The following is a 24,921-nucleotide window of genomic DNA, read 5'->3' on the forward strand; positions in this document are numbered from 1 at the left end:
AGAATAAAACGGCCCTGAGCTGTACCAACACTGCCACACACTAACCTCTCATTCTGATCACCCTACAGGTGCTGTACAGAATGAACTGGCGAAAGCCAGGATTCAGGAGTGCAACAATGAGTTCATTAAGTCAGGCGGCGAGCAGCGCGGAAAAACGCACTAACGCTCGCTACTGGATAGTGGTGATGCTGTTTATCGTCACATCCTTCAACTACGGCGATCGCGCCACCTTATCCATTGCCGGTTCGGAGATGGCCAAAGACATTGGTCTGGATGCGGTAGGGATGGGGTATGTATTCTCCGCTTTCTCATGGGCCTATGTTATCGGCCAGATCCCCGGCGGCTGGTTGCTCGACCGCTTTGGTTCAAAACGCGTTTATTTCTGGTCCATCTTTATTTGGTCCATGTTTACCCTGTTGCAGGGTTTTGTCGATATCTTCAGTGGTTTCGGCATTATCGTTGCGCTGTTTACTTTGCGCTTCCTCGTTGGTTTAGCTGAAGCGCCCTCTTTCCCCGGCAACAGTCGTATTGTGGCGGCGTGGTTCCCGGCACAGGAAAGGGGCACAGCGGTCGCTATCTTTAACTCTGCGCAATACTTTGCCACTGTTATCTTTGCGCCAATCATGGGTTGGCTGACCCACGAAGTGGGTTGGTCGCACGTGTTCTTCTTTATGGGCGGTCTTGGGATTGTTATCAGCTTCGTCTGGCTGAAGGTGATTCATGAACCTAACCAGCATCCAGGCGTAAACCAAAAAGAGCTGGAGTACATTGCCGAAGGTGGGGCGCTGATCAACATGGATCAGGCGGCAGCCAAAACAAAAGTGCCGTTTAGCGTGAAGTGGGGGCAAATCAAACAGCTGCTGGGTTCACGGATGATGATCGGGATTTACATCGGCCAGTACTGCATTAACGCGCTGACCTACTTCTTTATCACCTGGTTCCCGGTTTATCTGGTGCAGGCTCGCGGTATGTCGATTTTGAAAGCTGGCTTTGTTGCTTCGGTTCCGGCCATTTGCGGATTCGCCGGCGGCGTGCTCGGCGGCATTATTTCCGACTGGTTGATGCGCCGTACCGGTTCGCTGAATATCGCCCGTAAAACGCCAATCGTACTCGGTATGCTGCTGTCGATGGTGATGGTGTTCTGTAACTACGTCAATGTGGAGTGGATGATCATCGGCTTTATGGCGCTGGCCTTCTTCGGCAAAGGTATCGGTGCGCTGGGATGGGCAGTGATGGCTGATACCGCACCTAAAGAGATCAGCGGTCTGAGCGGCGGTTTGTTCAACATGTTTGGCAACATCTCCGGCATCGTCACGCCAATTGCTATCGGCTACATCGTCGGGACTACCGGCTCGTTTAACGGCGCGTTGATTTACGTCGGGGTACATGCGCTGATTGCGGTGGTGAGCTATCTGGTGCTGGTGGGCGATATTAAACGTATCGAACTGAAACTTGTCGCAGGACAATGATGATGACAACACAATCGAGTCCCGTTATTACCGATATGAAGGTCATCCCGGTGGCCGGTCATGACAGCATGCTGCTCAATATTGGCGGCGCGCATAACGCATACTTTACTCGTAATATCGTGGTGCTCACCGATAATGCCGGAAACACCGGTGTCGGTGAAGCGCCTGGTGGTGAAGTGATTTATCAGACGCTGGTGGATGCGATTCCGCAGGTGCTGGGCCAGGAAGTGGCGCGCCTGAATAAGGTGGTGCAGCAGGTGCATAAAGGCAACCAGGCCGCTGATTTTGACACCTTTGGCAAAGGCGCCTGGACCTTTGAACTACGGGTCAATGCGGTAGCGGCGCTGGAGGCCGCATTGCTCGACCTGCTGGGCAAGGCGCTCAACGTGCCGGTTTGTGAACTGTTAGGGCCGGGCAAGCAGCGCGATGCGGTCACCGTACTCGGTTATCTGTTCTACGTGGGCGATCGCACAAAGACCGATTTACCGTATCTGGAAAGTACGCCGGGAAACCATGAGTGGTATCACCTGCGTCATCAGCAAGCGATGAACAGTGAGGCTGTGGTGCGTCTGGCTCAGGCTTCGCAGGATCGCTACGGCTTTAAAGATTTCAAACTCAAAGGTGGTGTACTGCCTGGTGAGCAGGAAATCGACACCGCTCGTGCGCTGAAAAAATGCTTCCCGGATGCGCGTATTACGGTTGATCCCAACGGTGCCTGGCTGCTGGATGAAGCCATCTCCCTGTGTAAAGGGCTGAACGATGTTCTGACCTACGCCGAAGATCCATGCGGCGCTGAACAGGGTTTTTCTGGCCGTGAAGTGATGGCCGAGTTCCGCCGTGCAACCGGTCTGCCGGTAGCAACGAACATGATAGCTACCAACTGGCGTGAAATGGGCCATGCGGTGATGCTGAATTCAGTAGATATTCCGCTGGCCGATCCGCACTTCTGGACCCTTTCTGGCGCGGTACGCGTGGCACAGTTATGCGATGACTGGGGCCTGACCTGGGGCTGCCATTCTAACAATCATTTTGATATTTCGCTGGCGATGTTTACCCACGTTGGTGCGGCAGCACCGGGTAATCCAACGGCTATTGATACCCACTGGATCTGGCAGGAGGGCGATTGCCGCCTGACCAAAAATCCGCTGGAGATTAAAAACGGAAAAATTGCGGTACCCGATGCGCCCGGTCTGGGCGTGGAACTGGACTGGGATCAGGTACAGAAAGCACATGAAGCCTATAAAGCGCTGCCCGGTGGCGCGCGTAATGACGCAGGCCCAATGCAGTATCTGATCCCCGGATGGACTTTTGACCGTAAACGTCCCGTTTTCGGCCGCCACTAATTTTGAATAAGGACTTAATTATGAGCGCACAATTTTCTACCCCATTGGTTACCTCTATGCAGGTTATTCCGGTTGCGGGTCATGACAGCATGCTGATGAACCTGAGCGGCGCACATGCTCCGTTCTTCACGCGCAATATTGTGATTATTAAAGATAACTCCGGTCATACTGGCGTGGGTGAAATTCCCGGCGGCGAAAAAATCCGCAAAACGCTGGAAGATGCGATCCCGCTGGTGGTAGGCAAAACGTTAGGTGAATACAAAAATGTGCTGAATGCAGTACGCAATACTTTTGCCGATCGTGATGCGGGCGGTCGCGGTTTGCAGACCTTCGATTTACGTACCACTATTCATGTGGTTACAGGGATCGAAGCGGCCATGTTGGATCTGTTAGGTCAGCATCTGGGCGTAAACGTCGCCTCTTTGCTGGGGGATGGCCAGCAGCGTAGTGAAGTTGAAATGTTGGGTTACCTGTTCTTCGTGGGTAACCGTAAGGCAACGCCGCTGCCGTACCAGAGTCAGCCGGATGATAAATGCGACTGGTATCGTCTGCGTCATGAAGAAGCGATGACCCCGGATGCGGTAGTGCGCCTGGCGGAAGCCGCGTATGAGAAGTATGGTTTCAACGACTTTAAACTGAAAGGCGGCGTACTGGCCGGGGAAGAGGAAGCAGAATCTATCGTTGCGCTGGCGAAGCGCTTCCCGCAGGCCCGCGTCACGCTGGATCCGAACGGCGCGTGGTCGCTAAATGAAGCGATTAAGATCGGCAAATATCTGAAGGGTTCTCTGGCCTATGCGGAAGATCCGTGCGGTGCCGAGCAGGGCTTCTCTGGTCGTGAAGTGATGGCGGAGTTCCGCCGCGCCACCGGTCTGCCGACCGCCACCAACATGATCGCCACCGACTGGCGTCAGATGGGGCATACGCTGTCGTTGCAGTCTGTGGATATCCCACTGGCGGACCCGCACTTCTGGACCATGCAGGGTTCTGTCCGTGTGGCGCAGATGTGCCATGAGTTCGGGCTGACCTGGGGATCGCACTCTAACAATCACTTTGATATTTCGCTGGCGATGTTTACGCATGTCGCGGCGGCGGCTCCGGGTAAAATAACCGCTATCGACACCCACTGGATCTGGCAGGAAGGCAACCAGCGCTTGACCAAAGAGCCGTTTGAAATCAAAGGCGGCATGGTGCAGGTTCCGGCAAAACCGGGTCTGGGCGTGGAGCTGGATATGGATCAGGTCATGAAAGCGCATGAGCTGTACCAGCAACATGGACTGGGTGCGCGTGATGATGCGATGGGTATGCAGTATCTTATCCCGAACTGGACGTTTGATAATAAGCGTCCGTGCATGGTTCGCTAAGTGATCCAGGACCGCTCCTATAGAGTGAGCGGTTTTGCTCCTGGTGTATGCTTAACATAATCAACATGCGTAAGGATGCTTTATGAAAATAGTAATCGCACCCGATTCCTATAAGGAAAGTTTGAGTGCGCTTGAGGTGGCAACGGCTATAGAGCTGGGGTTTCGTGAGATCTGGCCCGATGCGGATTACGTGAAGATTCCGGTTGCAGATGGCGGTGAAGGAACGGCCGAAGCGATGGTTGCCGCAACGCAAGGTCACCTTGTGCATGTTGATGTTACCGGCCCTTTGGGCAACACAATTCAGGCATTTTATGGTTTATCTGGTGATGAGCGCTCGGCGTTTATCGAAATGGCGGCCGCTAGCGGACTGGAACAGGTTCCTGTGGGTTTACGCGATCCGCTGAAAACGACATCCTGGGGAACCGGGGAGTTAATTCGTCATGCGCTGGACGCTGGCGTTGAGCATATCATCATTGGGATTGGCGGTAGCGCCACCAATGATGGCGGTGCCGGGATGGTGCAAGCGCTGGGAGCAAAACTGCTGGATGCGCAAAATAACGAAATTGTGCAAGGCGGAATCGGTCTGGAATCTCTGTCCCGGATTGATATTTCTCAGTTAGACAGCCGTCTTGCCGGGTGCCGTATAGAAGTTGCTTGCGATGTGACCAACCCGTTGACTGGAAAAGAGGGCGCATCTGCGGTTTTTGGTCCGCAAAAAGGGGCGACGCCGGAGATGATTACCCGCCTGGATCGGGCGCTCACGCACTATGCGCGACTTATTGCCCGCGATCTGGACGTCAACGTGCTGGATCTGGCCGGTGGTGGTGCGGCGGGTGGTATGGGGGCGGCGCTGTATGCGTTTTGCGGCGCACAGTTACGCTGCGGTATTGAGATAGTGACCGATGCGTTACACCTTGATGCCTGCGTTGCGGATGCGGATTTAGTGGTCACAGGTGAAGGGCGCATTGATAGTCAGACCATTCACGGTAAGGTTCCGGTTGGCGTGGCGAAGGTCGCAAAGCGTTACAACAAGCCGGTTATCGGTATCGCAGGTAGCCTGACGGCCGATGTCGGTGTGGTCCACGAGCATGGGCTGGATGCGGTTTTCAGTGTCATCTATACCATCTGTACCCTGGATGAGGCGCTGAAGAACGCGAGCGACAACGTACGAATGACGGCGCGAAACGTAGCCGCAACGCTCAAAGCAGGGCAGCAATTACGCTGAGTTGTAGGTCGTATAAGGCGTTTACGCCGGATTCGGCGATGTGCCCGATGCGCGACGCTTATCGGGCCTACGGTAAACAGCGAAACCTGTAGGCCGGATAAGGCGTTTACTGCCCGATGCACGACGCTTATCGGCTCTACGGTAAACAGTGAAACCTGTAGGCCGGATAAGGCGTTTACTGCCCGATGCGCGACGCTTATCGGGCCTACGGTAAACAGCGAAACCTGTAGACCGGATAAGGCGTTTACTGCCCGATGCACGACGTTTATCGGGTCTACAGTAAACAGCGAAACCTGTAGGCCGGATAAGGCGTTTACGCCGCATCCGGCGAATATCACCCCAATATCCGTTTCGCTTCGCGCGCAACGTTGTCCATTTCATCCAGAAGCTCTAAAAATTCAGGTTCCAGCTCTTCTTCTTTGGTTCCACTGCGTAGCTGTTGTTCAATGAGCTGACACAGGTTTTTCATGCGGGGGACACCACTATAACCGCAACTACCGTGCAGCTTGTGAATCATATCCACCAGCCCTTCGGGGTTCTCTCCGACCAGTTGCTCTTCGATTTTGTTACGCACCTCAGGCAGAAAATCGATCAGCATTTGCAGCATATCTCGCGCCAAATCGTTCTTACCCGCGGCTTGCCTTAATGCCAGTTGCCAGTCGAGCGTCGTGTTCGGATTGACGACCGGCTCAAGAGGTTCTGCGGTGAGTGCCCGCAGCGATGTGCTTGCGCCCGGTTTGTAACGTAACAGCAGATTATGCAGCTTATCTTCCTCGATAGGCTTCGCCAGGTAATCGTTCATCCCGGCGCTGAGCAGCTTCTCTTTCTGCCCGGCCATGGCGTGTGCGGTGACCGCAATGACCGGTGTCTGCTGTTGATGAGGAAGCTGGTGGATCAGTTCGCAGGCACGAATACCGTCCATGTCTGGCATCTGAATATCCATCAGGATCAGGTCAAACGGCATTTGTCTGGCGCGATCCACCGCCTGATGCCCGCTGTCGCAAAGCACGACGTGCTGGACCTTATCTTCCAGCAATGCGCCAATCAGCTTGAGGTTCGCCGGGTTGTCGTCTACCGCCATAACAGTCATCGCAATTTTGCTTTCATCTATCAGCAGCGGATCCGCGCGGTGGTTCAGCTGACAATACTCTGTCAGCGCGGGCAGTAAGCGGGTTGAAGTGAGAGGTTTCAACAGACACGCCGCCGCGCCGCCCTGTTTCAATTTCTCAGCGTTAATTTGTGCATGACAAGGCAAGGCTAGCAACAGGAAGTCGGACATCGCTGCTGCGCTTGCCAGCCGCTCATGCTGCATGGTGAGTGGTTCGCGCAAAGTGACCGGAATGCCCAGCAACAGAATGTCGTAGTGCTCCGCTGGCAACCCGGAGAACGAAGGGCTGTAAATCACCTCCAGCGGTGTTTCACTCAAGATATCTAACGTGCATTGTGCGGCGGTGGCGTTAGGTTCGACGTAGGCCAATCGTTTACCGGCAAGGCATCGGGTTGTCGAACGATCAATAAGCACGTTTGGGTTGAGATCGAGGCTGATATGGAACCAGAACGTGGAACCCCGATTAGGTTGGCTGTGGAAGGAGATATCCCCACCCATTTCGTTGACCAGTTTTTGCGTAATGACCAGACCTAGCCCGGTTCCGCCATGACGCCGGGAAATACTGGCATCCGCCTGACGGAAAGCCTGGAACAGGCGGGATTGATCGCGCTCAGGAATACCGATCCCGGTATCGCGGATTTGTACTTCAATTTGCACTTTCGTGTTACTAAGGGCTCGCTTCTCGACCAGAATGTCGATGTTGCCGCCTTCGGTAAATTTGATGGCATTGCCGACCAGATTGGTGATCACCTGCTGTAAACGCAGCGGGTCACCGATGACGTTGTCCGGTACGTCATTCTTAATATTCAGCGTCAGCTCAAGCCCTTTATCATGGGATGAATGCGCTAACAGCGTAACAACGTCATCCAGCGTGCTGCGCAGCGGGAACGGAATGCTTTCCAGAATCAGCTTGCCCGCCTCAAGTTTGGAGAAGTCGAGTACATCATTGATGATGGCCAGCAGATTGTTAGCCGAGCGTTCAATGGTATTCAGGTGATCGCGCTGTGTGGTGTTGAGCTCGGTTTTTAGCGTCAGACGGGTGAAGCCAATCACGCCATTCAGCGGTGTTCGCAGCTCGTGGGACATGTTTGCCAGAAACTCAGACTTAATACGTGCCGCTTCCTGGGCGCGTTTCTTCGCCAGATCCAGCTCGACGTTCTGGATTTCCATCTGCTCCAGCGTTTCGCGCAGGTCAGAGGTGGCCTGATCGATGTTGTGCTGCATCTCTTCATGGTAGGCCGCGAGAGACATCGCCATCGAGTTGATACCATTTTTGAGCATATCCAGCTCGCCCAGCATGAAACCTTCCACGCGGCTGTCGAGCTGTCCTCTACGTATTCGGTCAACGGTATTCACCATATTGCGAATCGGGCCGGTCACGTCGCGCATTAGACGCCAGCCGAAAATTAACGCAATACCAATACAAAACAGCATCATTACGCTGGAGATAAAGATCTCTTTGTACTGCTGCAATCGTACGGACTTAAGGTCCAGCTCAAGCGCCACATACCCCAGCATATTTTTGGTGTTTTTGGCGTCGCTTACGGCGGATTCATCCGGTGAATAGCTTTCCGATATAATAGGGGTTCGTAGGATCATGATATCCCCGTGCCGGGTGACGCTCAGCTTCCGGGGAAACGGTGAACCTGTCGCCAACTGCATTTCAGACGGATCGAGATGAAAATTAGAGGTGACGAATAGTCGGTTATTTTCGTCATAAACAGAAATTGCCCGCACGATATCGGAATGGCGACGATGCAGTACGCTGATAAGTTGGCCGATGGATTCCCTGTTTTGCAGGTTCATGCCATATTCGCTGGAGACCGCGAGTGGTTCAATGATGCTGGCACCAGCATCTTCCAGTTGACGCTGCAAGTCGTTATAGCGATGCACAACAAAAAAGATACTGAGCAACAAACCTATCAGGACGGTCGGGGCCAGGATCAGAATCATCATGCGTGCGCGCAGGCTGTAGTTGGTCATGGAGTTCCGTTATGGGACAATTAGGGTCACACTGTTAAATAGAGAAATATCTCGTCGATGGCGCAATTCTACTCTGCAAAACGACGCGTGACGACGCGTCAGATCATAACCGTTACCGTCAATGACCTTGATCCTTTCGGTCAGGGCGTTGCTCGCCATAACGGAAAGGCGTTGTTTATACCGGAATTGCTACCCCAGGAAAGCGCCGAGGTGGTGATTACCGAAGATAAAAAACAGTTTGCCCGCGCGCAAGTAAAACGACGTTTAAACGACAGCCCACAGCGTGAAGTGCCACGTTGCCCGCATTTTGGCGTGTGCGGCGGTTGCCAGCAGCAGCATGCCAGCATCTCATTGCAGCAGCGTAGCAAAAGCGCGGCGTTGTCGCGTTTAATGAAATGTGAGGTGTCGGATGTCATAGCTGATGCCCCGTGGGGCTATCGTCGTCGCGCACGTTTGAGCCTGAACTATCGGCCAAAAGAACAAAAATTGCAGATGGGGTTTCGCAAATCCGGTTCCAGCGACATTATCGATGTCAAACAATGCCCTATTTTGGTGCCCCAGCTTGAGGCGTTATTGCCCCATCTCAGAGCGTGTCTGGAAAGTCTGCAAGGGTTACGCCATCTAGGCCATGTTGAGCTGGTACAGGCGGGAAGCGGAACCCTGATGATTTTGCGCCACACGGCGCCATTGAGTGCTGTGGATAAAGAAAAACTGGAATGCTTTTCGCATTCTCAGGGGCTGTCTTTGTTTCTGGCCCCGCAAAGCGAGATACTGGAATCAATATCAGAAGAATCGCCCTGGTATGATTCAAATGGACTACGGTTAACCTTCAGCCCGCGCGATTTTATTCAGGTCAATGAAGGGGTAAACCAACAAATGGTCGCCCGTGCGCTGGAATGGCTCGATGTGCAACCTGAAGATCGTGTACTCGATCTGTTCTGTGGCATGGGAAATTTTACCCTACCGCTGGCAACTCGGGCAGCAAGCGTGGTTGGCGTAGAAGGTGTTCCTGCATTGGTGGAAAAAGGCCGAGAAAACGCGCTGAATAACGGATTACATAATGTGACATTCTTTCATGAAAACCTTGAGGAAGATGTTACCCGACAGCCGTGGGCGAAAAACGGATTCGACAAAGTATTGCTCGATCCTGCGCGTGCGGGGGCTGCAGGTGTGATGCAACATATTATAAAATTAGAACCTATACGCGTTGTTTATGTATCCTGTAACCCAGCAACGCTGGCTCGTGACAGCGATGCTTTGCTCAACGCTGGATACGCCATACGGCGACTGGCGATGCTCGATATGTTTCCGCACACTGGACACCTGGAATCAATGGTCCTGTTTGAGCGTTTGTAATGAATTTTGTACCCATTGGATTTCGGGTTGTAATGCAGCATGAAAGACAATGGGTAGGGCTTGTCGACTTCGACAGGCCTGGCCCCTTAAGGAGAGGACAATGGTTGCGGTAAGAAGTGCACATATAAATAAAGCTGGTGAGTTTGATCCAAAGAAATGGATCGCGAGTCTGGGGATCTCCAGCCAGCAGTCGTGTGAACGCTTAGCCGAAACCTGGGCGTACTGCCTCCAGCAGACACAGGGGCATCCGGATGCGGATCTGCTGCTGTGGCGTGGCGTGGAGATGGTAGAAATTCTCTCTATGTTGAGCATGGATATCGACACGCTGCGTGCAGCAATGCTGTTCCCTCTGGCTGATGCCAACGTGGTCAGTGAAGACATCCTGCGCGAGAGCGTGGGCAAATCCATTGTTCATCTTATCCACGGTGTGCGTGATATGGCGGCGATACGCCAGCTTAAAGCCACGCATACCGATTCAGTTTCTTCCGAGCAGGTCGATAACGTCCGTCGCATGCTGCTGGCAATGGTGGATGACTTCCGCTGTGTGGTCATCAAGCTGGCAGAGCGGATTGCCCATCTGCGTGAAGTGAAAGATGCGCCGGAAGATGAACGCGTTCTGGCGGCAAAAGAGTGCACCAATATCTATGCACCGCTGGCCAACCGTTTGGGAATCGGGCAATTAAAATGGGAGCTGGAAGATTATTGCTTCCGTTATCTGCACCCGGCTGAATACAAACGCATTGCCAAGCTGCTGCATGAACGTCGTATCGACAGGGAACATTACATTGATGAGTTCGTCGGTCATTTGCGCTCAGAGATGAAAACGGAAGGCGTCAAAGCCGAAGTGTATGGACGTCCGAAGCATATCTACAGCATCTGGCGCAAAATGCAGAAAAAGCAGTTGGCCTTCGATGAACTGTTCGATGTACGCGCAGTGCGTATCGTGGCAGAGCGTTTACAGGACTGCTATGCCGCACTCGGGATAGTACATACTCACTATCGCCATCTGCCGGATGAGTTCGATGATTACGTTGCTAATCCGAAACCCAATGGCTACCAGTCAATCCATACGGTTGTACTGGGGCCGGGCGGGAAAACCATCGAAATTCAGATCCGTACAAAACAGATGCACGAAGATGCCGAACTGGGCGTCGCGGCGCACTGGAAGTACAAAGAGGGCACCGCTTCAGGCGCGGCGCGTTCTGGTCATGAAGATCGCATTGCGTGGCTGCGTAAGCTGATCGCCTGGCAGGAAGAGATGGCGGATTCCGGTGAAATGCTGGATGAAGTCCGTAGCCAGGTCTTTGATGACCGCGTGTACGTCTTTACGCCAAAAGGCGACGTTGTAGACTTACCTGCGGGCTCCACGCCGCTCGATTTTGCTTACCACATTCATAGCGATGTGGGGCATCGATGCATTGGCGCGAAAATTGGTGGGCGCATCGTACCGTTTACCTACCAGCTGCAGATGGGCGATCAAATTGAAATTATCACCCAGAAACAGCCAAACCCAAGCCGCGACTGGCTGAATCCTAACCTTGGCTACGTAACCACCAGTCGTGGGCGTTCGAAGATCCACGCCTGGTTCCGTAAACAGGACCGCGACAAAAACATCCTTGCTGGTCGCCAGATCCTCGACGATGAGCTGGCGCATTTAGGTATCAGCCTGAAAGAGGCGGAAAAACACCTGCTGCCGCGCTACAGCTTCAATGAGCTGGACGAGTTGCTGGCGGCGATTGGCGGAGGAGACATCCGCCTCAACCAAATGGTGAACTTCCTGCAGGCGCAGTTTAATAAGCCCAGTGCTGCCGAACAGGATGCCGCCGCGCTGAAACAGCTTCAGCAGAAAACGCAGGCACCGCAGAGTCGTCGTAAAGACGACGGTCGTGTGGTGGTGGAAGGGGTAGGTAACCTGATGCACCACATCGCCCGCTGCTGCCAGCCGATTCCGGGCGATGAGATTGTCGGGTTTATCACCCAGGGACGCGGTATTTCCGTGCACCGGGCGGATTGTGAACAGCTGGCTGAGCTGCGCTCCCATGCGCCGGAACGTATTGTTGATGCAGTCTGGGGCGAAAGCTACTCGGCAGGGTATTCGCTGGTGGTTCGCGTCCAGGCCAACGATCGCAGCGGCTTGTTACGTGATATCACTACGATTCTCGCCAACGAGAAGGTGAACGTGCTGGGCGTTGCCAGCCGAAGTGATACCAAACAACAGCTGGCCACCATCGATATGACCATCGAAATTTATAACCTGCAGGTGCTCGGGCGCGTGCTCGGCAAGCTGAACCAGGTACCGGATGTGATCGACGCACGTCGCTTGCACGGTAATTAATTATTTTGTAGGCCGGATAACCTTGTAGGCCTGATAAGACGCGTTAGCGTTGCCATCAGGCATTGCTATGTTGCCGGATGTCGGTTGTCGCCTTATTCGGTCTACTGTATTGAAATTTCAGGACATTCCAATGAATCAAATCGACCGACTGCTCGGTATTATGCAGCGCCTGCGCGACCCGGAGAACGGCTGTCCGTGGGACAAAGAGCAGACATTCTCCACTATTGCCCCTTACACCCTCGAAGAAACCTATGAAGTGCTGGACGCGATTGCGCGTGAAGACTTTGACGACCTGCGCGGAGAGCTGGGCGACCTGCTGTTCCAGGTTGTGTTTTACGCCCAGATGGCGCAGGAAGAAGGACGCTTCAACTTTGATGATATTTGTGCTGCGATAAGCGATAAACTTGAACGCCGTCATCCACATGTTTTTGCTGATGTTTCTGCCAGTAACAGTACTGAGGTTTTGACCCGTTGGGAAAAAATCAAAAGTGAAGAACGCGCCCAGAAGGCACAGCATTCCGCACTCGACGATATTCCCCGCAGTTTACCGGCATTAATGCGCGCCCAAAAAATCCAGAAACGCTGCTCAAATGTTGGCTTCGACTGGAAAACGTTAGGACCGGTTGTCGACAAGGTTTACGAAGAGATCGACGAAGTCATGTTTGAGGCTAAGCAGGCTGTTGTTGACCAGGCTAAACTGGAGGAGGAAATGGGCGATCTGCTGTTTGCTACGGTTAATATGGCCCGGCATTTAGGCACTAAAGCAGAGACCGCATTGCAGAAAGCGAACGAGAAGTTTGAGCGGCGTTTTCGTGAAGTTGAGCGAATTGTGGCTTCGCGCGGTCTGGAAATGACTGGTGTTGATCTGGAAACTATGGAAGAAGTCTGGCAACAGGTAAAACGGCAGGAAATTGATCTCTAAGGGATTTCGTCGGTCAAGGGCGATTTGTGTGATTTTTTAAATAACAAGCGCTTGATTTACGTCAAAAACATTTACCCAAAAGAGGCTATTTTCTCTTCCCGTTATGTTGATGAAACACCTTGTATACTGCCTCTTCGAGTTATTCGAGTCGCAACAAGGCGGCGACTGAAAGAATCCCCAGGAACATAGAAATGCTATGTGACTGGGGTGAGTGAAGGAAGCCAACATCGGTGCGGCTTGAAGAACGAAGGAGAGGGGATAATGAAAGTTTGTGGCGCTCGTCATGTTCGGGTATACTACTTTCCCGTCTTGGTAATTCCATCGTTTCACCCTAACTTCTCAGGTCCAGCATGACAACGAACTATATTTTTGTGACCGGCGGGGTCGTATCCTCTCTGGGAAAAGGCATTGCCGCAGCCTCCCTGGCAGCCATTCTTGAAGCCCGTGGCCTCAATGTAACCATGATGAAACTGGATCCGTACATCAACGTCGATCCAGGTACTATGAGCCCAATCCAACACGGGGAAGTGTTCGTTACCGAAGACGGCGCTGAAACCGACCTGGACCTGGGTCACTATGAGCGTTTCATTCGTACCAAAATGAGTCGCCGTAACAACTTCACCACCGGTCGTATCTACTCCGACGTTCTGCGTAAAGAACGCCGTGGCGACTACCTGGGCGCAACAGTTCAGGTTATCCCGCACATCACGAATGCCATTAAAGAGCGCGTTCTGGAAGGCGGTGAAGGTCATGATGTTGTTCTGGTCGAAATCGGCGGAACCGTTGGGGATATCGAATCTCTGCCGTTCCTTGAAGCGATTCGTCAGATGGCCGTAGAAATTGGTCGCGAACACACGCTGTTTATGCATCTGACGCTGGTTCCGTACATGGCGGCGGCAGGTGAAGTCAAAACTAAACCTACTCAGCACTCTGTAAAAGAGCTGCTTTCTATCGGTATTCAGCCAGATATCCTGATTTGCCGCTCCGATCGCGCAGTTCCGGCTAATGAACGTGCAAAAATTGCATTGTTCTGTAACGTTCCGGAAAAAGCGGTGATTTCTCTGAAAGATGTCGATTCCATCTATAAAATCCCGGGCCTGTTGAAATCTCAGGGCCTTGACGATTATATTTGTAAACGATTCAGCTTGAACTGTCCGGAAGCTAATCTGTCAGAATGGGAACAGGTTATCTACGAAGAAGCGAATCCGGCAGGCGAAGTGACTATCGGTATGGTCGGCAAGTACATTGAACTGCCGGATGCCTATAAGTCAGTTATCGAAGCGCTGAAGCACGGTGGTCTGAAGAATCGTGTCACCGTCAACATCAAGCTGATCGATTCGCAAGATGTCGAAACGCGTGGCGTTGAGATCCTGAAAGGTCTTGATGCAATCCTGATCCCAGGCGGCTTCGGCTACCGTGGTGTTGAAGGTAAAATCGCGACGGCGCGCTTTGCGCGTGAGAACAATATTCCTTATCTGGGCATTTGCCTGGGTATGCAGGTTGCGTTGATTGAGTTTGCACGTAACGTAGTGGGTATGGATAACGCCAACTCCACGGAATTTGTGCCAGACTGTAAGTACCCGGTGGTGGCCCTGATTACCGAATGGCGCGATGAAGACGGCAACGTCGAAGTCCGTACTGAGAAGAGCGATCTGGGCGGCACAATGCGCCTTGGTGCGCAGCAGTGTCAGTTGAGCGACGATAGCCTGGTTCGTCAACTGTACGGCGCGCCGACAATCGTTGAACGCCATCGCCACCGTTACGAAGTCAACAATATGCTGTTGAAACAGATTGAAGCTGCGGGTCTGCGTATTGCAGGCCGTTCCGGTGATGATCAGTTGGTCGAGATCATTGAGGTACCGAATCATCCGTGGTTCGTGGCCTGTCAGTTCCACCCGGAATTTACTTCCACGCCACGTGATGGGCACCCGCTGTTTGCCGGCTTTGTGAAAGCCGCCAGTGAACATCAGAAGCGTCAGGCGAAGTAAGAAGTAAATAAGTTAGAACGGCAATGCACCCATTAGGGTGCATTGTTTGTCTGGAGTTTTAGTTTAACTTGTACTGAGGAAAATCTAATGTCCAAAATCGTTAAAATCATCGGTCGTGAAATTATCGACTCCCGTGGTAACCCGACTGTTGAAGCCGAAGTACACCTGGAAGGTGGTTTCGTTGGTATGGCAGCAGCTCCGTCAGGTGCTTCTACTGGTTCCCGCGAAGCACTGGAACTGCGCGATGGCGACAAATCCCGTTTCATGGGTAAAGGCGTACTGAAAGCTGTTGCAGCTGTTAACGGCCCAATTGCTCAGGCTCTGCTGGGTAAAGATGCTAAAGATCAGGCTGGCATCGACAAGATCATGATCGATCTGGACGGTACTGAAAACAAATCCAACTTCGGTGCAAACGCCATCCTGGCTGTGTCCCTGGCGAACGCCAAAGCAGCAGCTGCTGCAAAAGGCCTGCCGCTGTATGCACACATCGCTGAACTGAACGGTACTCCGGGTAAATACTCCATGCCGGTTCCGATGATGAACATCATCAACGGTGGTGAGCACGCTGACAACAACGTCGACATCCAGGAATTCATGATTCAGCCGGTTGGCGCTAAGACTCTGAAAGAAGCCGTTCGTATGGGTTCTGAAGTGTTCCACAACCTGGCTAAAGTTCTGAAAGCTAAAGGTATGAACACTGCAGTTGGTGACGAAGGTGGCTACGCGCCGAACCTGGGTTCCAACGCTGAAGCTCTGGCTGTAATCGCTGAAGCGGTTAAAGCAGCTGGCTACGAGCTGGGCAAAGACATCACCCTGGCGATGGACTGTGCAGCTTCTGAATTCTACAAAGACGGTAAATACGTTCTGGCTGGCGAAGGCAACAAAGCATTCACCTCCGAAGAATTCACTCACTTCCTGGAAGAACTGACCAAACAGTACCCGATCGTGTCCATCGAAGATGGTCTGGACGAGTCTGACTGGGACGGTTTCGCATACCAGACTAAAGTACTGGGCGACAAAATCCAGCTGGTTGGTGACGATCTGTTCGTAACTAACACCAAGATCCTGAAAGAAGGCATCGAAAAAGGCATCGTTAACTCCATCCTGATCAAATTCAACCAGATCGGTTCTCTGACCGAAACTCTGGCTGCGATCAAAATGGCGAAAGACGCTGGCTACACCGCTGTCATCTCTCACCGCTCTGGCGAAACTGAAGACGCTACCATCGCTGACCTGGCTGTTGGTACCGCTGCAGGCCAGATCAAAACTGGTTCTATGAGCCGTTCTGACCGCGTTGCTAAGTACAACCAGCTGATTCGTATCGAAGAAGCTCTGGGTGAACAAGCACCGTACAACGGTCGTAAAGAGATCAAAGGTCAGGCGTAATCCTGTTCTTTAACTCTTAACGTAAAAACCCGCTGCGGCGGGTTTTTTTATGCTCTTAAAGCAGTAGAGGAAGGGTCGCGCTGGCGGTTTGCTGGCTCACATTACTGTACTTTTCATCCAGAGCAATCAGCGACGTAGTCAGTAGTTCTACCAACAGCATCACTCCCACCTTGGCATTTAGCGCACCGGCACTTAACGGACCTTCTGGTTTGGCTGCGACCAGTTGAATATCACTCAGCGAAGCCAACGGGCTGCGCGGCGTATTACTTAACGCCAGTACGCGCACGCCTTGCTTACGCGCCAGTTTAACGACATGCAGTAGATCGCGCGTCGAACCTGAACTGGAAATCGCTACCACCAGCGTGTCTTTGTTAAGCGTTGCGGCGTTCATGGCTGCACGATGCATGTCACTGAACAATTGTGCAGGTTTGCCGAGGCGCAGGAGTTTGTAATGTAAATACTCACCCAGAATAGCGCTGGCCGCTACGCCATAAATCTGTACCGACTGGGCCTGATGCAGCGCCAAAGCGGCGGATTCCAGTAATGTCCTGTCGAGTAATTTTGCTGTGTCCTGCAGCGCTTGTACGGATTCATTGACCACATTGTCAATCTCATCTCCGCTGTGCTCTACCGGCTGTCCTTGCTGGAGATCGAGTGCCAGCGCCATTTTGAATTCGTTATAACCCTTACACCCTAGTGCGCGGCACAGACGTGTGACGCTCGCCTCGCTGGTGTCGCTTTCACGCGCCAGTTCGGTAATCGTCAGGTAGACAACTTTTGCCGGATCGCTGAGCACAAACTCTCCCAGCTTCTGCTGTGTTCGGCTATATCCGTCAACGCCCTGGCGCAATCTCAGCAGCAGGTTTTCATTTTCTGACATGCAAAATCCTTAATGCGTTTCTCTGTTGATAGTGTGGCGGAAAGCAGGGGAGAGATGCCAGTCATTTTAAAAAAGTATGATCGGCTTCCTGGATTTTGATGAAAATTTTCATTATTAATATTAAATATGGTAAAAATTTTCATCATTAATCGGAGAGATGAAAAAATGATGCAAATGTTTAGCGGCGCTTCATCGGGCGCATGGTTCGAAAAGGCACAGCGGTTCGGCAAATCGTTCATGCTGCCGATTGCGGTACTGCCCGCTGCGGGGCTGTTGTTAGGGATTGGCGGCGCGCTGTCGAATCCAAACACATTGACTGCTTATCCGTTTTTGGACGTTGACTGGTTACAGGCAATCTTCACGATCATGACCAGCGCAGGTTCTATTGTGTTTGCCAACCTGTCGGTGCTCTTTGCGGTGGGTGTTGCAGTAGGACTGGCTAAAACGGATAAAGGCACCGCTGGGCTTGCGGCATTGCTGGCATTTCTGGTGATGAACGCCACCATCAACGCTTTATTGACGCTCAACGGAACGCTGGCACACGAGAATCCCGGTGCCGTAGGCCAGGGGATGACGCTGGGTATTCAGACACTGGAAACGGGGGTGTTCGGTGGGGTGGTGATTGGGCTTGTCACCTGCGCGCTGCATAGCCGTTTCAATAAAGTCTCATTACCTCAGTTCCTTGGTTTCTTCAGCGGTTCGCGCTTTGTACCGATTATTAGCTCCCTTGCCGCGATTGTCGTGGGTGCGGTCATGACGGTGGTTTGGCCGCATTTCCAGAAACTCATTTTTGGACTGGGTGGTCTGGTGGATGCGACAGGCTATCTGGGGACGCTGTTGTACGGCTTCATCCTGCGTATGCTTGGCCCACTGGGTTTACACCATATCTTTTATTTGCCGTTCTGGACGACAGCGCTTGGCGGTAGTGAAATCGTCAACGGCCAGTTAGTTGAAGGTACGCAGCGTATTTTCTTCGCGCAACTTGCCGATCCGAATACGCAGCAGTTCTATGCGGGCACCTCGCGCTTTATGTCCGGGCGCTTCATCACCATGATGTTTGGCCTGCTTGGCGCATGTCTGGCGATGTACCACACCGCCAAGCCTGAGAACAGAAAACTTGTTGCTGGTCTGCTGTTGTCAGCGGCCCTGACCTCTTTCCTGACAGGGATCACTGAGCCTATCGAGTTCTCCTTCCTGTTTGTCGCACCCGTGTTATACGTCATTCACGCCTTCTTCGATGGTCTGGCGTTTATGATGGCGCATATTTTACATATCACCATCGGGCAAACCTTTTCGGGTGGGCTTATCGATTTCCTCCTTTTCGGCGTGCTACAGGGGGAAGCTAAAACCAACTGGATGTACGTCCCCATGGTGGGGATCCCGTGGTTCTTCCTTTACTACTTCACCTTCCGCTATTTGATTAACCGCTTTAACTGGTTGACACCAGGTCGTGAAAACGCAGCGCCGACTGAATCCGGCCTGCCGCAGAGTGAGCGAGCAGCGGCAGTGATCGCCGGGCTGGGAGGCAAAGAGAATCTGGAAGAGGTGGATTGTTGTGCCACACGTCTGCGCGTGACGGTGAAAGAGAGCAGCAAGGTCGATGAAGCGGCGCTGAAATCGACCGGGGCCCGTGGCGTAATTATTCGCGGCAACGGGGTTCAGGTGATTTATGGCCCGCATGTCACCATCATTAAAAACGAAGTCGAAGAGATCTTATCGTAATGAAAACTGTACTGGATTCCCTGAAAGGTAAATTAATCGTCTCCTGCCAGGCGCTGGAAAATGAGCCTCTGCACAGCCCGTTTATTATGTCACGTATGGCGCTGGCGGCAGCGCAGGGCGGTGCGGTAGGTATTCGTGCGAACAGCGTGGTGGACATTCGCGCGATCAAAGAGAGCGTCTCCCTGCCGGTGATTGGGATTATCAAGCGTGATTATCCGGGTAGCGATGTGTTTATCACGGCCACTTTACAGGAAGTCGATGAACTGATGACCGTTGAGCCGGAAATTATTGCTCTGGATGCGACAGCGCGCCCGCGCCCCGGTGGGCAAACGCTGGAAGAACTGGTCACGCAGATCCGTGCTCGCTATCCGTCCGTACTGCTGATGGCGGATATTGCCACCGTAGACGAAGCGGTGACCGCTGAGCGCCTGGGTTTTGACTGTGTGGGCACTACGCTCTACGGTTATACCGCTGACACTGCCGGGCATGTGCTGGCGGAAAACGACTGCGGTTTTTTACGTGATGTGTTGGCTGCAGTTAGCGTACCGGTTGTGGCGGAAGGGAACGTTGATACCCCTGAACGTGCTGCACGATGCCTGGCATTAGGCGCCCATACCGTGGTGGTTGGTGGGGCTATCACGCGTCCGCAGCAGATAACGGCACGCTTTGTCGCAGCGATCGCCTCGTAAAGCATCGATGGGGCATGATACTTTGGCGGGGATCTGCGATAATTATCGTTTATCCCCATATTGAGAGCGCTATGCAGTACCCGATTAACGAGATGTTCCAGACCCTGCAAGGTGAGGGTTACTTTACCGGCGTCCCCGCCATTTTTATTCGTTTACAGGGATGCCCGGTTGGCTGTGCCTGGTGCGATACCAAACACACCTGGGATAAGCTTGAGGATCGGGAAGTCTCCCTGTACAGCATCCTGGCCAAGACCAAAGAAAGCGATAAATGGGGTGCTGCGAGCAGCGAAGATCTGCTGGCGGTCATTTCGCGTCAGGGCTATACCGCCCGTCACGTGGTGATCACCGGTGGCGAGCCCTGCATTCATGACCTGATGCCGCTGACTGACCTGCTGGAAAAGAACGGCTTTAGCTGCCAGATTGAGACCAGCGGCACGCACGAAGTACGCTGTACGCCGAATACCTGGGTGACCGTATCGCCGAAGGTGAATATGCGCGGTGGCTATGATGTGCTGTCACAGGCGCTGGAGCGCGCGAATGAAATCAAGCATCCGGTTGGCCGTGTCCGCGATATTGAAGCACTGGATGAACTGCTGGCGACGTTGAGTGACGACAAACCGCGAATCATCGCCTTACAGCCAATCAGCCAGAAAGAAGATGCGACGCGTTTGTGCATTGATACCTGTATTGCGCGTAACTGGCGTCTGTCGATGCAGACCCATAAGTATCTGAATATTGCCTGATAACTGTGCCGGGGGCGTTTCGCTTACCCGGCCATAGTTTATTGCTCAATGCAGGCCGGAGAAGATGCGTTGCCATCCGGCAAGCCTACAATCACTCGCCGCGATAAACGCAGCCCGCTGTGCAGGTTTCTTTCACCATTACAGCACTCAGCAGAGGGACCACAGGTTTAACCTGATCCCAAATCCATTTGGCCAGCACTTCGCTGGTTGGATTTTCTAAGCCAGGAATATCGTTCAAATAGTAGTGATCGAGTCTGTCGTAAGTCGGCTTAAACGCGGCTTTTAACTCAGCAAAATCCATGATCCAACCGGTATGCGGATCGACTTCACCGGTAATTTCAAGACGCACCATAAATGAGTGACCATGCAGGCGGCCACACTTATGCCCTTCCGGTACATGCGGCAGGTGGTGAGCGGCTTCGAAGGTGAAATCTTTAAACAAGGTGGTGGACATTATTTACTCTCAAGAATGCGAAAAACCGCGGTAGGGTACCGTAAAGAGGAAATTTTATCATTATTTATACACGTCATTCTTTAAGCTGCTTCTTTGTTGGCTGCCTTTGCTCGCCCCAGTCACTTACTCATGTAAGCTCCTGGGGACTTGCTCAGTTGCCGCCTCGATGCATCTTAAATTATTTAGTGTATAAAAGGATGCTCAGTACCAAAGCTACATATTCATACAACCAATATTGGTTAATTATTTATATATCAAATGCTTATATAATCTGTTTTGCAGTTAATAACTATAACTAAAACAGGTTAGTCCATTTGGTTATTTGTTATTTCCATCCCTTCTTTAATTGTTACTATCCCCGCCGTTAACCTTATCTTCAGTTTGGGTTTTATTGCTGAAATCCGCTTTGCTTACTGGAACATGACAACGCATGACGACACAGGCCCCACCTTCCGCTTTGCTACCGCTAAACCCGGAGCAACTGGCACGCCTTCAGGCGGCCACGACCGATTTCACTCCCGCACAGCTTGCGTGGGTTTCTGGCTATTTTTGGGGCGTGCTGAATCAGCAGCCTGGCAGCAACGCGGTGGCGCCTGCGCCTGTCGCTGAAATGCCTGGCATTACGCTTATCTCCGCCTCGCAAACCGGTAATGCGCGCCGTGTGGCGGAAGCCCTGCGCGATGATCTGATCGCCGCGAAGCTCAACGTCACTCTCATCAACGCTGGCGACTATAAATTCAAACAAATCGCCAATGAAAAACTGCTGATCGTGGTGGCGTCGACGCAAGGGGAAGGTGAACCGGCGGAAGAAGCCGTGGCGTTGCATAAATTCCTGTTCTCGAAAAAAGCGCCGAAGCTTGATAACACCGCTTTTGCCGTGTTTGGTCTTGGCGACACCTCTTATGAGTTTTTCTGCCAGGCAGGAAAAGACTTCGATGCGAAACTGGCTGAGCTGGGCGGTGAACGTCTGCTCGATCGTGTAGATGCCGATGTCGAATACCAGGCCGCGGCTGCGCAGTGGCGTGCTCGTCTGGTTGATGTTCTGAAAGCGCGTGCGCCTGCGGCACCGTCTGTGCAAGTTGCCGCGAGCGGTGCAGTAAATGAAGTACACACCAGCCCATACACCAAAGAAGCGCCGCTGACGGCGTCGCTTGCGGTGAATCAGAAAATTACCGGCCGCGACTCTGAAAAAGACGTGCGCCATATTGAAATTGATTTAGGCGATTCTGGCCTGCGTTATCAGCCGGGCGATGCGCTGGGCGTCTGGTATCAGAATGACCCGGCTCTGGTTAAAGAACTGGTTGAACTGCTGTGGCTGAAAGGTGATGAGCCGGTCACGGTTGAAGGCAAAACCCTGTCGCTCGCTGAAGCGTTGCAGTGGCATTTCGAGCTGACGGTTAACACCGGCAATATCGTAGAGAACTATGCCACCTTAACCCGCAGCGAAACTTTGCTGCCGTTAGTCGGTGACAAAGCACAGTTGCAGCATTACGCCGCAACCACGCCCATCGTCGATATGGTGCGCTTCTCTCCGGCGCAACTGGATGCTCAGGCGTTAGTTGATCTTCTGCGTCCGCTGACGCCGCGTTTGTACTCCATTGCTTCTTCCCAGGCGGAAGTGGAAAGCGAAGTGCATGTCACCGTGGGCGTGGTGCGTTATGAGATAGAAGGTCGCGCCCGTGCTGGTGGTGCTTCCAGTTTCCTCGCCGACCGCGTGGAAGAAGAAGGTGAAGTTCGCGTGTTCATTGAACACAACGACAACTTCCGTCTGCCAGCGAACCCGCAGACGCCGGTAATTATGATTGGACCGGGTACGGGGATTGCGCCGTTCCGTGCATTCATGCAGCAGCGTGCGGCTGACGGAGCCGAAGGCAAAAACTGGCTGTTTTTTGGTAACCCACACTTTACCGAAGATTTCCTGTATCAGGTGGAATGGCAGCGTTACGTCAAAGAGGGCGTACTGAGCCGTATCGATCTCGCCTGGTCCCGCGATCAAAAAGAAAAAGTCTACGTACAAGATAAACTGCGCCAACAGGGCGCGGAACTGTGGCGCTGGATTAACGACGGTGCGCACATTTATGTCTGCGGCGACGCCAATCGCATGGCGAAAGACGTTGAGCGGGCGTTGTTGGAAGTGATTGCCGAATTCGGTGGTATGGATATCGAAGCGGCGGATGAATTTTTAAGTGAGCTGCGCATTGAGCGCCGTTATCAGCGAGATGTCTACTAATGAGCGAAAAACATCCAGGACCATTGGTGGTCGAAGGCAAACTGTCCGACGCTGAGCGTATGAAGCTGGAAAGCAACTATCTGCGCGGTACCATTGCCGAAGATTTAAACGACGGCCTGACCGGCGGGTTTAAAGGCGACAACTTCCTGCTGATCCGTTTTCACGGTATGTACCAGCAGGACGACCGCGATATCCGCGCCGAACGTGCCGAGCAAAAGCTGGAGCCGCGTCACGCGATGCTGCTGCGCTGTCGTCTGCCGGGTGGGGTGATCACCACCAAACAGTGGCAGGCGATCGACAAGTTCGCCCATGACAACACCATATACGGCAGCATTCGTCTGACCAACCGTCAGACCTTCCAGTTTCACGGTATTCTGAAGAAGAACGTTAAGCCGGTACACCAGATGCTGCATTCAGTCGGGCTTGACGCTCTGGCGACCGCCAACGACATGAACCGTAACGTGCTGTGCACCTCGAATCCGTATGAATCTGAGCTGCATGCCGAAGCCTATGAATGGGCGAAGAAAATTTCCGAGCACCTGTTGCCGCGCACCCGCGCCTATGCAGAGATCTGGCTTGATCAGGAAAAAGTCGCGACCACCGACGAAGAGCCGATCCTCGGTCAAACCTATCTGCCGCGTAAGTTTAAAACCACGGTCGTGATCCCACCGCAGAATGACATCGATCTGCACGCCAACGACATGAACTTCGTGGCGATTGCGGAAAACGGCAAGCTGGTGGGCTTTAACCTGCTGGTGGGCGGTGGTTTATCGATTGAGCACGGCAACAAGAAAACCTATGCCCGTACGGCAAGCGAGTTTGGTTATCTGCCGCTTGAGCATACGCTGGCCGTGGCGGAGGCTGTGGTGACCACGCAGCGTGACTGGGGTAACCGTACCGATCGTAAAAATGCGAAAACCAAATACACGCTGGAACGCGTAGGCGTTGAGACCTTTAAAGCTGAAGTTGAGCGCCGGGCGGGGATCAAATTTGAGCCGATCCGTCCGTACGAGTTCACCGGTCGCGGCGATCGTATCGGCTGGGTGAAAGGGATCGACAATAAATGGCATCTGACGTTGTTTATTGAAAACGGACGAATCCTCGATTATCCGGGCCGACCGCTGAAAACCGGTCTGCTTGAGATCGCGAAGATCCACAAAGGTGAGTTCCGCATTACCGCGAACCAGAACCTGATCATTGCCGGTGTTCCTGAGAGTGAAAAGGCGAAGATCGAGAAGATTGCGCAGAAGAGTGGCTTAATGAACGCGGTCACTCCGCAGCGTGAAAACTCGATGGCCTGCGTCTCGTTCCCGACCTGTCCGCTGGCGATGGCGGAAGCTGAGCGCTTCCTGCCAACGTTTATCGACAACATCGACACGCTGATGGCGAAGCACAGCCTGAGTGATGAAAACATTGTCATGCGTGTGACCGGCTGCCCGAACGGTTGTGGTCGTGCGATGCTGGCGGAAGTTGGTCTGGTGGGTAAAGCTCCTGGGCGTTACAACCTCCATTTAGGGGGCAACCGTATCGGAACCCGTATTCCCCGGATGTTTAAAGAGAACATCACCGAGCCGGAAATTCTGGCATCGCTGGATGAACTGATTGGGCGCTGGGCGAAAGAGCGCGAAGCGGGTGAAGGCTTCGGTGACTTTACGGTGCGTGCGGGCATTATTCGCCCGGTGCTCGATCCCGCACGGGATTTCTGGGAATAATGTGAAATTGACTTA

At 52.9% G+C, this 24,921-nt stretch carries 17 protein-coding genes; 14 read left to right on the top strand and 3 right to left on the bottom strand.

Going from position 1 to position 24,921, the window contains the following annotated elements; translation table 11 throughout:
* Positions 1 to 116 precede the first annotated feature (116 nt).
* From gudP to OGX96_RS15305, 4 genes are all read left to right on the top strand, one after another.
* Positions 117 to 1,469: a galactarate/glucarate/glycerate transporter GudP gene (gudP, locus tag OGX96_RS15290; protein ID WP_286583519.1), complete on the top strand. Its 1,353-nt coding sequence runs from the start codon at positions 117 to 119 to the stop codon at positions 1,467 to 1,469.
* Positions 1,470 to 1,471: 2 nt separating this feature from the next.
* Positions 1,472 to 2,812 carry an enolase C-terminal domain-like protein gene (locus OGX96_RS15295; RefSeq protein WP_048215648.1) on the top strand — a complete coding sequence of 447 codons (1,341 nt, stop codon included), beginning with the start codon at positions 1,472 to 1,474 and terminating at the stop codon, positions 2,810 to 2,812.
* A gap of 20 nt (positions 2,813 to 2,832) precedes the next feature.
* Complete coding sequence (gene gudD / locus OGX96_RS15300; protein ID WP_008785687.1) at positions 2,833 to 4,173, top strand: glucarate dehydratase; 1,341 nt, start codon at positions 2,833 to 2,835, stop codon at positions 4,171 to 4,173.
* An 82-nt stretch (positions 4,174 to 4,255) separates the two neighbouring features.
* Positions 4,256 to 5,398 carry a glycerate kinase gene (locus tag OGX96_RS15305; protein WP_286583522.1) on the top strand — a complete coding sequence of 381 codons (1,143 nt, stop codon included), beginning with the start codon at positions 4,256 to 4,258 and terminating at the stop codon, positions 5,396 to 5,398.
* Between the two features lie 334 nt (positions 5,399 to 5,732).
* Here OGX96_RS15305 and barA read toward each other — a convergent pair whose 3' ends face one another.
* Entirely contained in the window at positions 5,733 to 8,489 is a 2,757-nt protein-coding gene (gene barA / locus OGX96_RS15310) for a two-component sensor histidine kinase BarA (RefSeq protein ID WP_286583525.1), read from the bottom strand.
* 57 nt (positions 8,490 to 8,546) lie between these two features.
* On the opposite strand from barA, the gene rlmD reads away from it, so the two are divergent.
* The 5 genes from rlmD to eno all read left to right on the top strand — a co-directional run bounded on the left by rlmD (position 8,547) and on the right by eno (position 16,476).
* Positions 8,547 to 9,845: a 23S rRNA (uracil(1939)-C(5))-methyltransferase RlmD gene (gene rlmD / locus OGX96_RS15315; RefSeq protein ID WP_234096546.1), complete on the top strand. Its 1,299-nt coding sequence runs from the start codon at positions 8,547 to 8,549 to the stop codon at positions 9,843 to 9,845.
* A 100-nt stretch (positions 9,846 to 9,945) separates the two neighbouring features.
* On the top strand, positions 9,946 to 12,180 hold the full coding sequence (gene relA, locus OGX96_RS15320) for a GTP diphosphokinase (protein ID WP_003825690.1): 2,235 nt from the start codon (positions 9,946 to 9,948) through the stop codon (positions 12,178 to 12,180).
* A gap of 130 nt (positions 12,181 to 12,310) precedes the next feature.
* A complete protein-coding gene (gene mazG, locus OGX96_RS15325) occupies positions 12,311 to 13,102 on the top strand; it encodes a nucleoside triphosphate pyrophosphohydrolase (protein ID WP_003825693.1) in 792 nt (263 codons plus the stop codon).
* A 350-nt stretch (positions 13,103 to 13,452) separates the two neighbouring features.
* On the top strand, positions 13,453 to 15,090 hold the full coding sequence (gene pyrG, locus OGX96_RS15330) for a glutamine hydrolyzing CTP synthase (RefSeq protein WP_003034127.1): 1,638 nt from the start codon (positions 13,453 to 13,455) through the stop codon (positions 15,088 to 15,090).
* 87 nt (positions 15,091 to 15,177) lie between these two features.
* Positions 15,178 to 16,476, top strand: a complete 1,299-nt coding sequence (eno, locus tag OGX96_RS15335; protein ID WP_003034129.1) for a phosphopyruvate hydratase — start codon at positions 15,178 to 15,180, stop codon at positions 16,474 to 16,476.
* 55 nt (positions 16,477 to 16,531) lie between these two features.
* Here eno and OGX96_RS15340 read toward each other — a convergent pair whose 3' ends face one another.
* Entirely contained in the window at positions 16,532 to 17,356 is an 825-nt protein-coding gene (locus OGX96_RS15340; RefSeq protein ID WP_057068337.1) for a MurR/RpiR family transcriptional regulator, read from the bottom strand.
* Between the two features lie 165 nt (positions 17,357 to 17,521).
* On the opposite strand from OGX96_RS15340, the gene OGX96_RS15345 reads away from it, so the two are divergent.
* The 3 genes from OGX96_RS15345 to queE all read left to right on the top strand — a co-directional run bounded on the left by OGX96_RS15345 (position 17,522) and on the right by queE (position 20,510).
* Entirely contained in the window at positions 17,522 to 19,078 is a 1,557-nt protein-coding gene (locus OGX96_RS15345) for a maltose/glucose-specific PTS transporter subunit IIC (protein WP_286583528.1), read from the top strand.
* On the top strand, positions 19,078 to 19,767 hold the full coding sequence (locus OGX96_RS15350) for an N-acetylmannosamine-6-phosphate 2-epimerase (protein ID WP_032944829.1): 690 nt from the start codon (positions 19,078 to 19,080) through the stop codon (positions 19,765 to 19,767). Before OGX96_RS15345 ends, OGX96_RS15350 begins: the two co-directional genes overlap by 1 nt.
* 71 nt (positions 19,768 to 19,838) lie before the next feature.
* Positions 19,839 to 20,510 carry a 7-carboxy-7-deazaguanine synthase QueE gene (gene queE, locus OGX96_RS15355; RefSeq protein ID WP_003034139.1) on the top strand — a complete coding sequence of 224 codons (672 nt, stop codon included), beginning with the start codon at positions 19,839 to 19,841 and terminating at the stop codon, positions 20,508 to 20,510.
* A gap of 91 nt (positions 20,511 to 20,601) precedes the next feature.
* Here the strand turns inward: queE and queD are convergent, their stop codons facing one another.
* Positions 20,602 to 20,964 carry a 6-carboxytetrahydropterin synthase QueD gene (gene queD / locus OGX96_RS15360; protein ID WP_003825707.1) on the bottom strand — a complete coding sequence of 121 codons (363 nt, stop codon included), beginning with the start codon at positions 20,962 to 20,964 and terminating at the stop codon, positions 20,602 to 20,604.
* A gap of 430 nt (positions 20,965 to 21,394) precedes the next feature.
* Between queD and cysJ the strand changes: the two genes are divergently transcribed.
* The gene (gene cysJ, locus OGX96_RS15365) at positions 21,395 to 23,194 is read left to right on the top strand and encodes an NADPH-dependent assimilatory sulfite reductase flavoprotein subunit (protein ID WP_198801797.1); all 1,800 of its coding nucleotides are present in this window, start codon (positions 21,395 to 21,397) and stop codon (positions 23,192 to 23,194) included.
* Positions 23,194 to 24,906 carry an assimilatory sulfite reductase (NADPH) hemoprotein subunit gene (cysI, locus tag OGX96_RS15370; RefSeq protein ID WP_003034148.1) on the top strand — a complete coding sequence of 571 codons (1,713 nt, stop codon included), beginning with the start codon at positions 23,194 to 23,196 and terminating at the stop codon, positions 24,904 to 24,906. The genes cysJ and cysI overlap by 1 nt, the downstream gene beginning before the upstream one ends.
* Positions 24,907 to 24,921 lie beyond the last annotated feature (15 nt).

This window comes from Citrobacter sp. Cpo100 (genome assembly GCF_030332595.1).
GTDB lineage: Bacteria > Pseudomonadota > Gammaproteobacteria > Enterobacterales > Enterobacteriaceae > Citrobacter > Citrobacter portucalensis.

Coding starts and splice junctions, on each gene's coding strand:
- queE (WP_003034139.1), top strand. CDS start 19,839: ATGCAGTACCCGATTAACGAGATGTTCCAGACCCTGCAAGGTGAGGGT.
- pyrG (WP_003034127.1), top strand. CDS start 13,453: ATGACAACGAACTATATTTTTGTGACCGGCGGGGTCGTATCCTCTCTG.
- cysI (WP_003034148.1), top strand. CDS start 23,194: ATGAGCGAAAAACATCCAGGACCATTGGTGGTCGAAGGCAAACTGTCC.
- rlmD (WP_234096546.1), top strand. CDS start 8,547: ATGGCGCAATTCTACTCTGCAAAACGACGCGTGACGACGCGTCAGATC.
- OGX96_RS15350 (WP_032944829.1), top strand. CDS start 19,078: ATGAAAACTGTACTGGATTCCCTGAAAGGTAAATTAATCGTCTCCTGC.
- barA (WP_286583525.1), bottom strand. CDS start 8,489: ATGACCAACTACAGCCTGCGCGCACGCATGATGATTCTGATCCTGGCC.
- mazG (WP_003825693.1), top strand. CDS start 12,311: ATGAATCAAATCGACCGACTGCTCGGTATTATGCAGCGCCTGCGCGAC.
- relA (WP_003825690.1), top strand. CDS start 9,946: ATGGTTGCGGTAAGAAGTGCACATATAAATAAAGCTGGTGAGTTTGAT.
- OGX96_RS15295 (WP_048215648.1), top strand. CDS start 1,472: ATGACAACACAATCGAGTCCCGTTATTACCGATATGAAGGTCATCCCG.
- OGX96_RS15345 (WP_286583528.1), top strand. CDS start 17,522: ATGATGCAAATGTTTAGCGGCGCTTCATCGGGCGCATGGTTCGAAAAG.
- queD (WP_003825707.1), bottom strand. CDS start 20,964: ATGTCCACCACCTTGTTTAAAGATTTCACCTTCGAAGCCGCTCACCAC.
- OGX96_RS15340 (WP_057068337.1), bottom strand. CDS start 17,356: ATGTCAGAAAATGAAAACCTGCTGCTGAGATTGCGCCAGGGCGTTGAC.
- eno (WP_003034129.1), top strand. CDS start 15,178: ATGTCCAAAATCGTTAAAATCATCGGTCGTGAAATTATCGACTCCCGT.
- OGX96_RS15305 (WP_286583522.1), top strand. CDS start 4,256: ATGAAAATAGTAATCGCACCCGATTCCTATAAGGAAAGTTTGAGTGCG.
- cysJ (WP_198801797.1), top strand. CDS start 21,395: ATGACGACACAGGCCCCACCTTCCGCTTTGCTACCGCTAAACCCGGAG.
- gudP (WP_286583519.1), top strand. CDS start 117: ATGAGTTCATTAAGTCAGGCGGCGAGCAGCGCGGAAAAACGCACTAAC.
- gudD (WP_008785687.1), top strand. CDS start 2,833: ATGAGCGCACAATTTTCTACCCCATTGGTTACCTCTATGCAGGTTATT.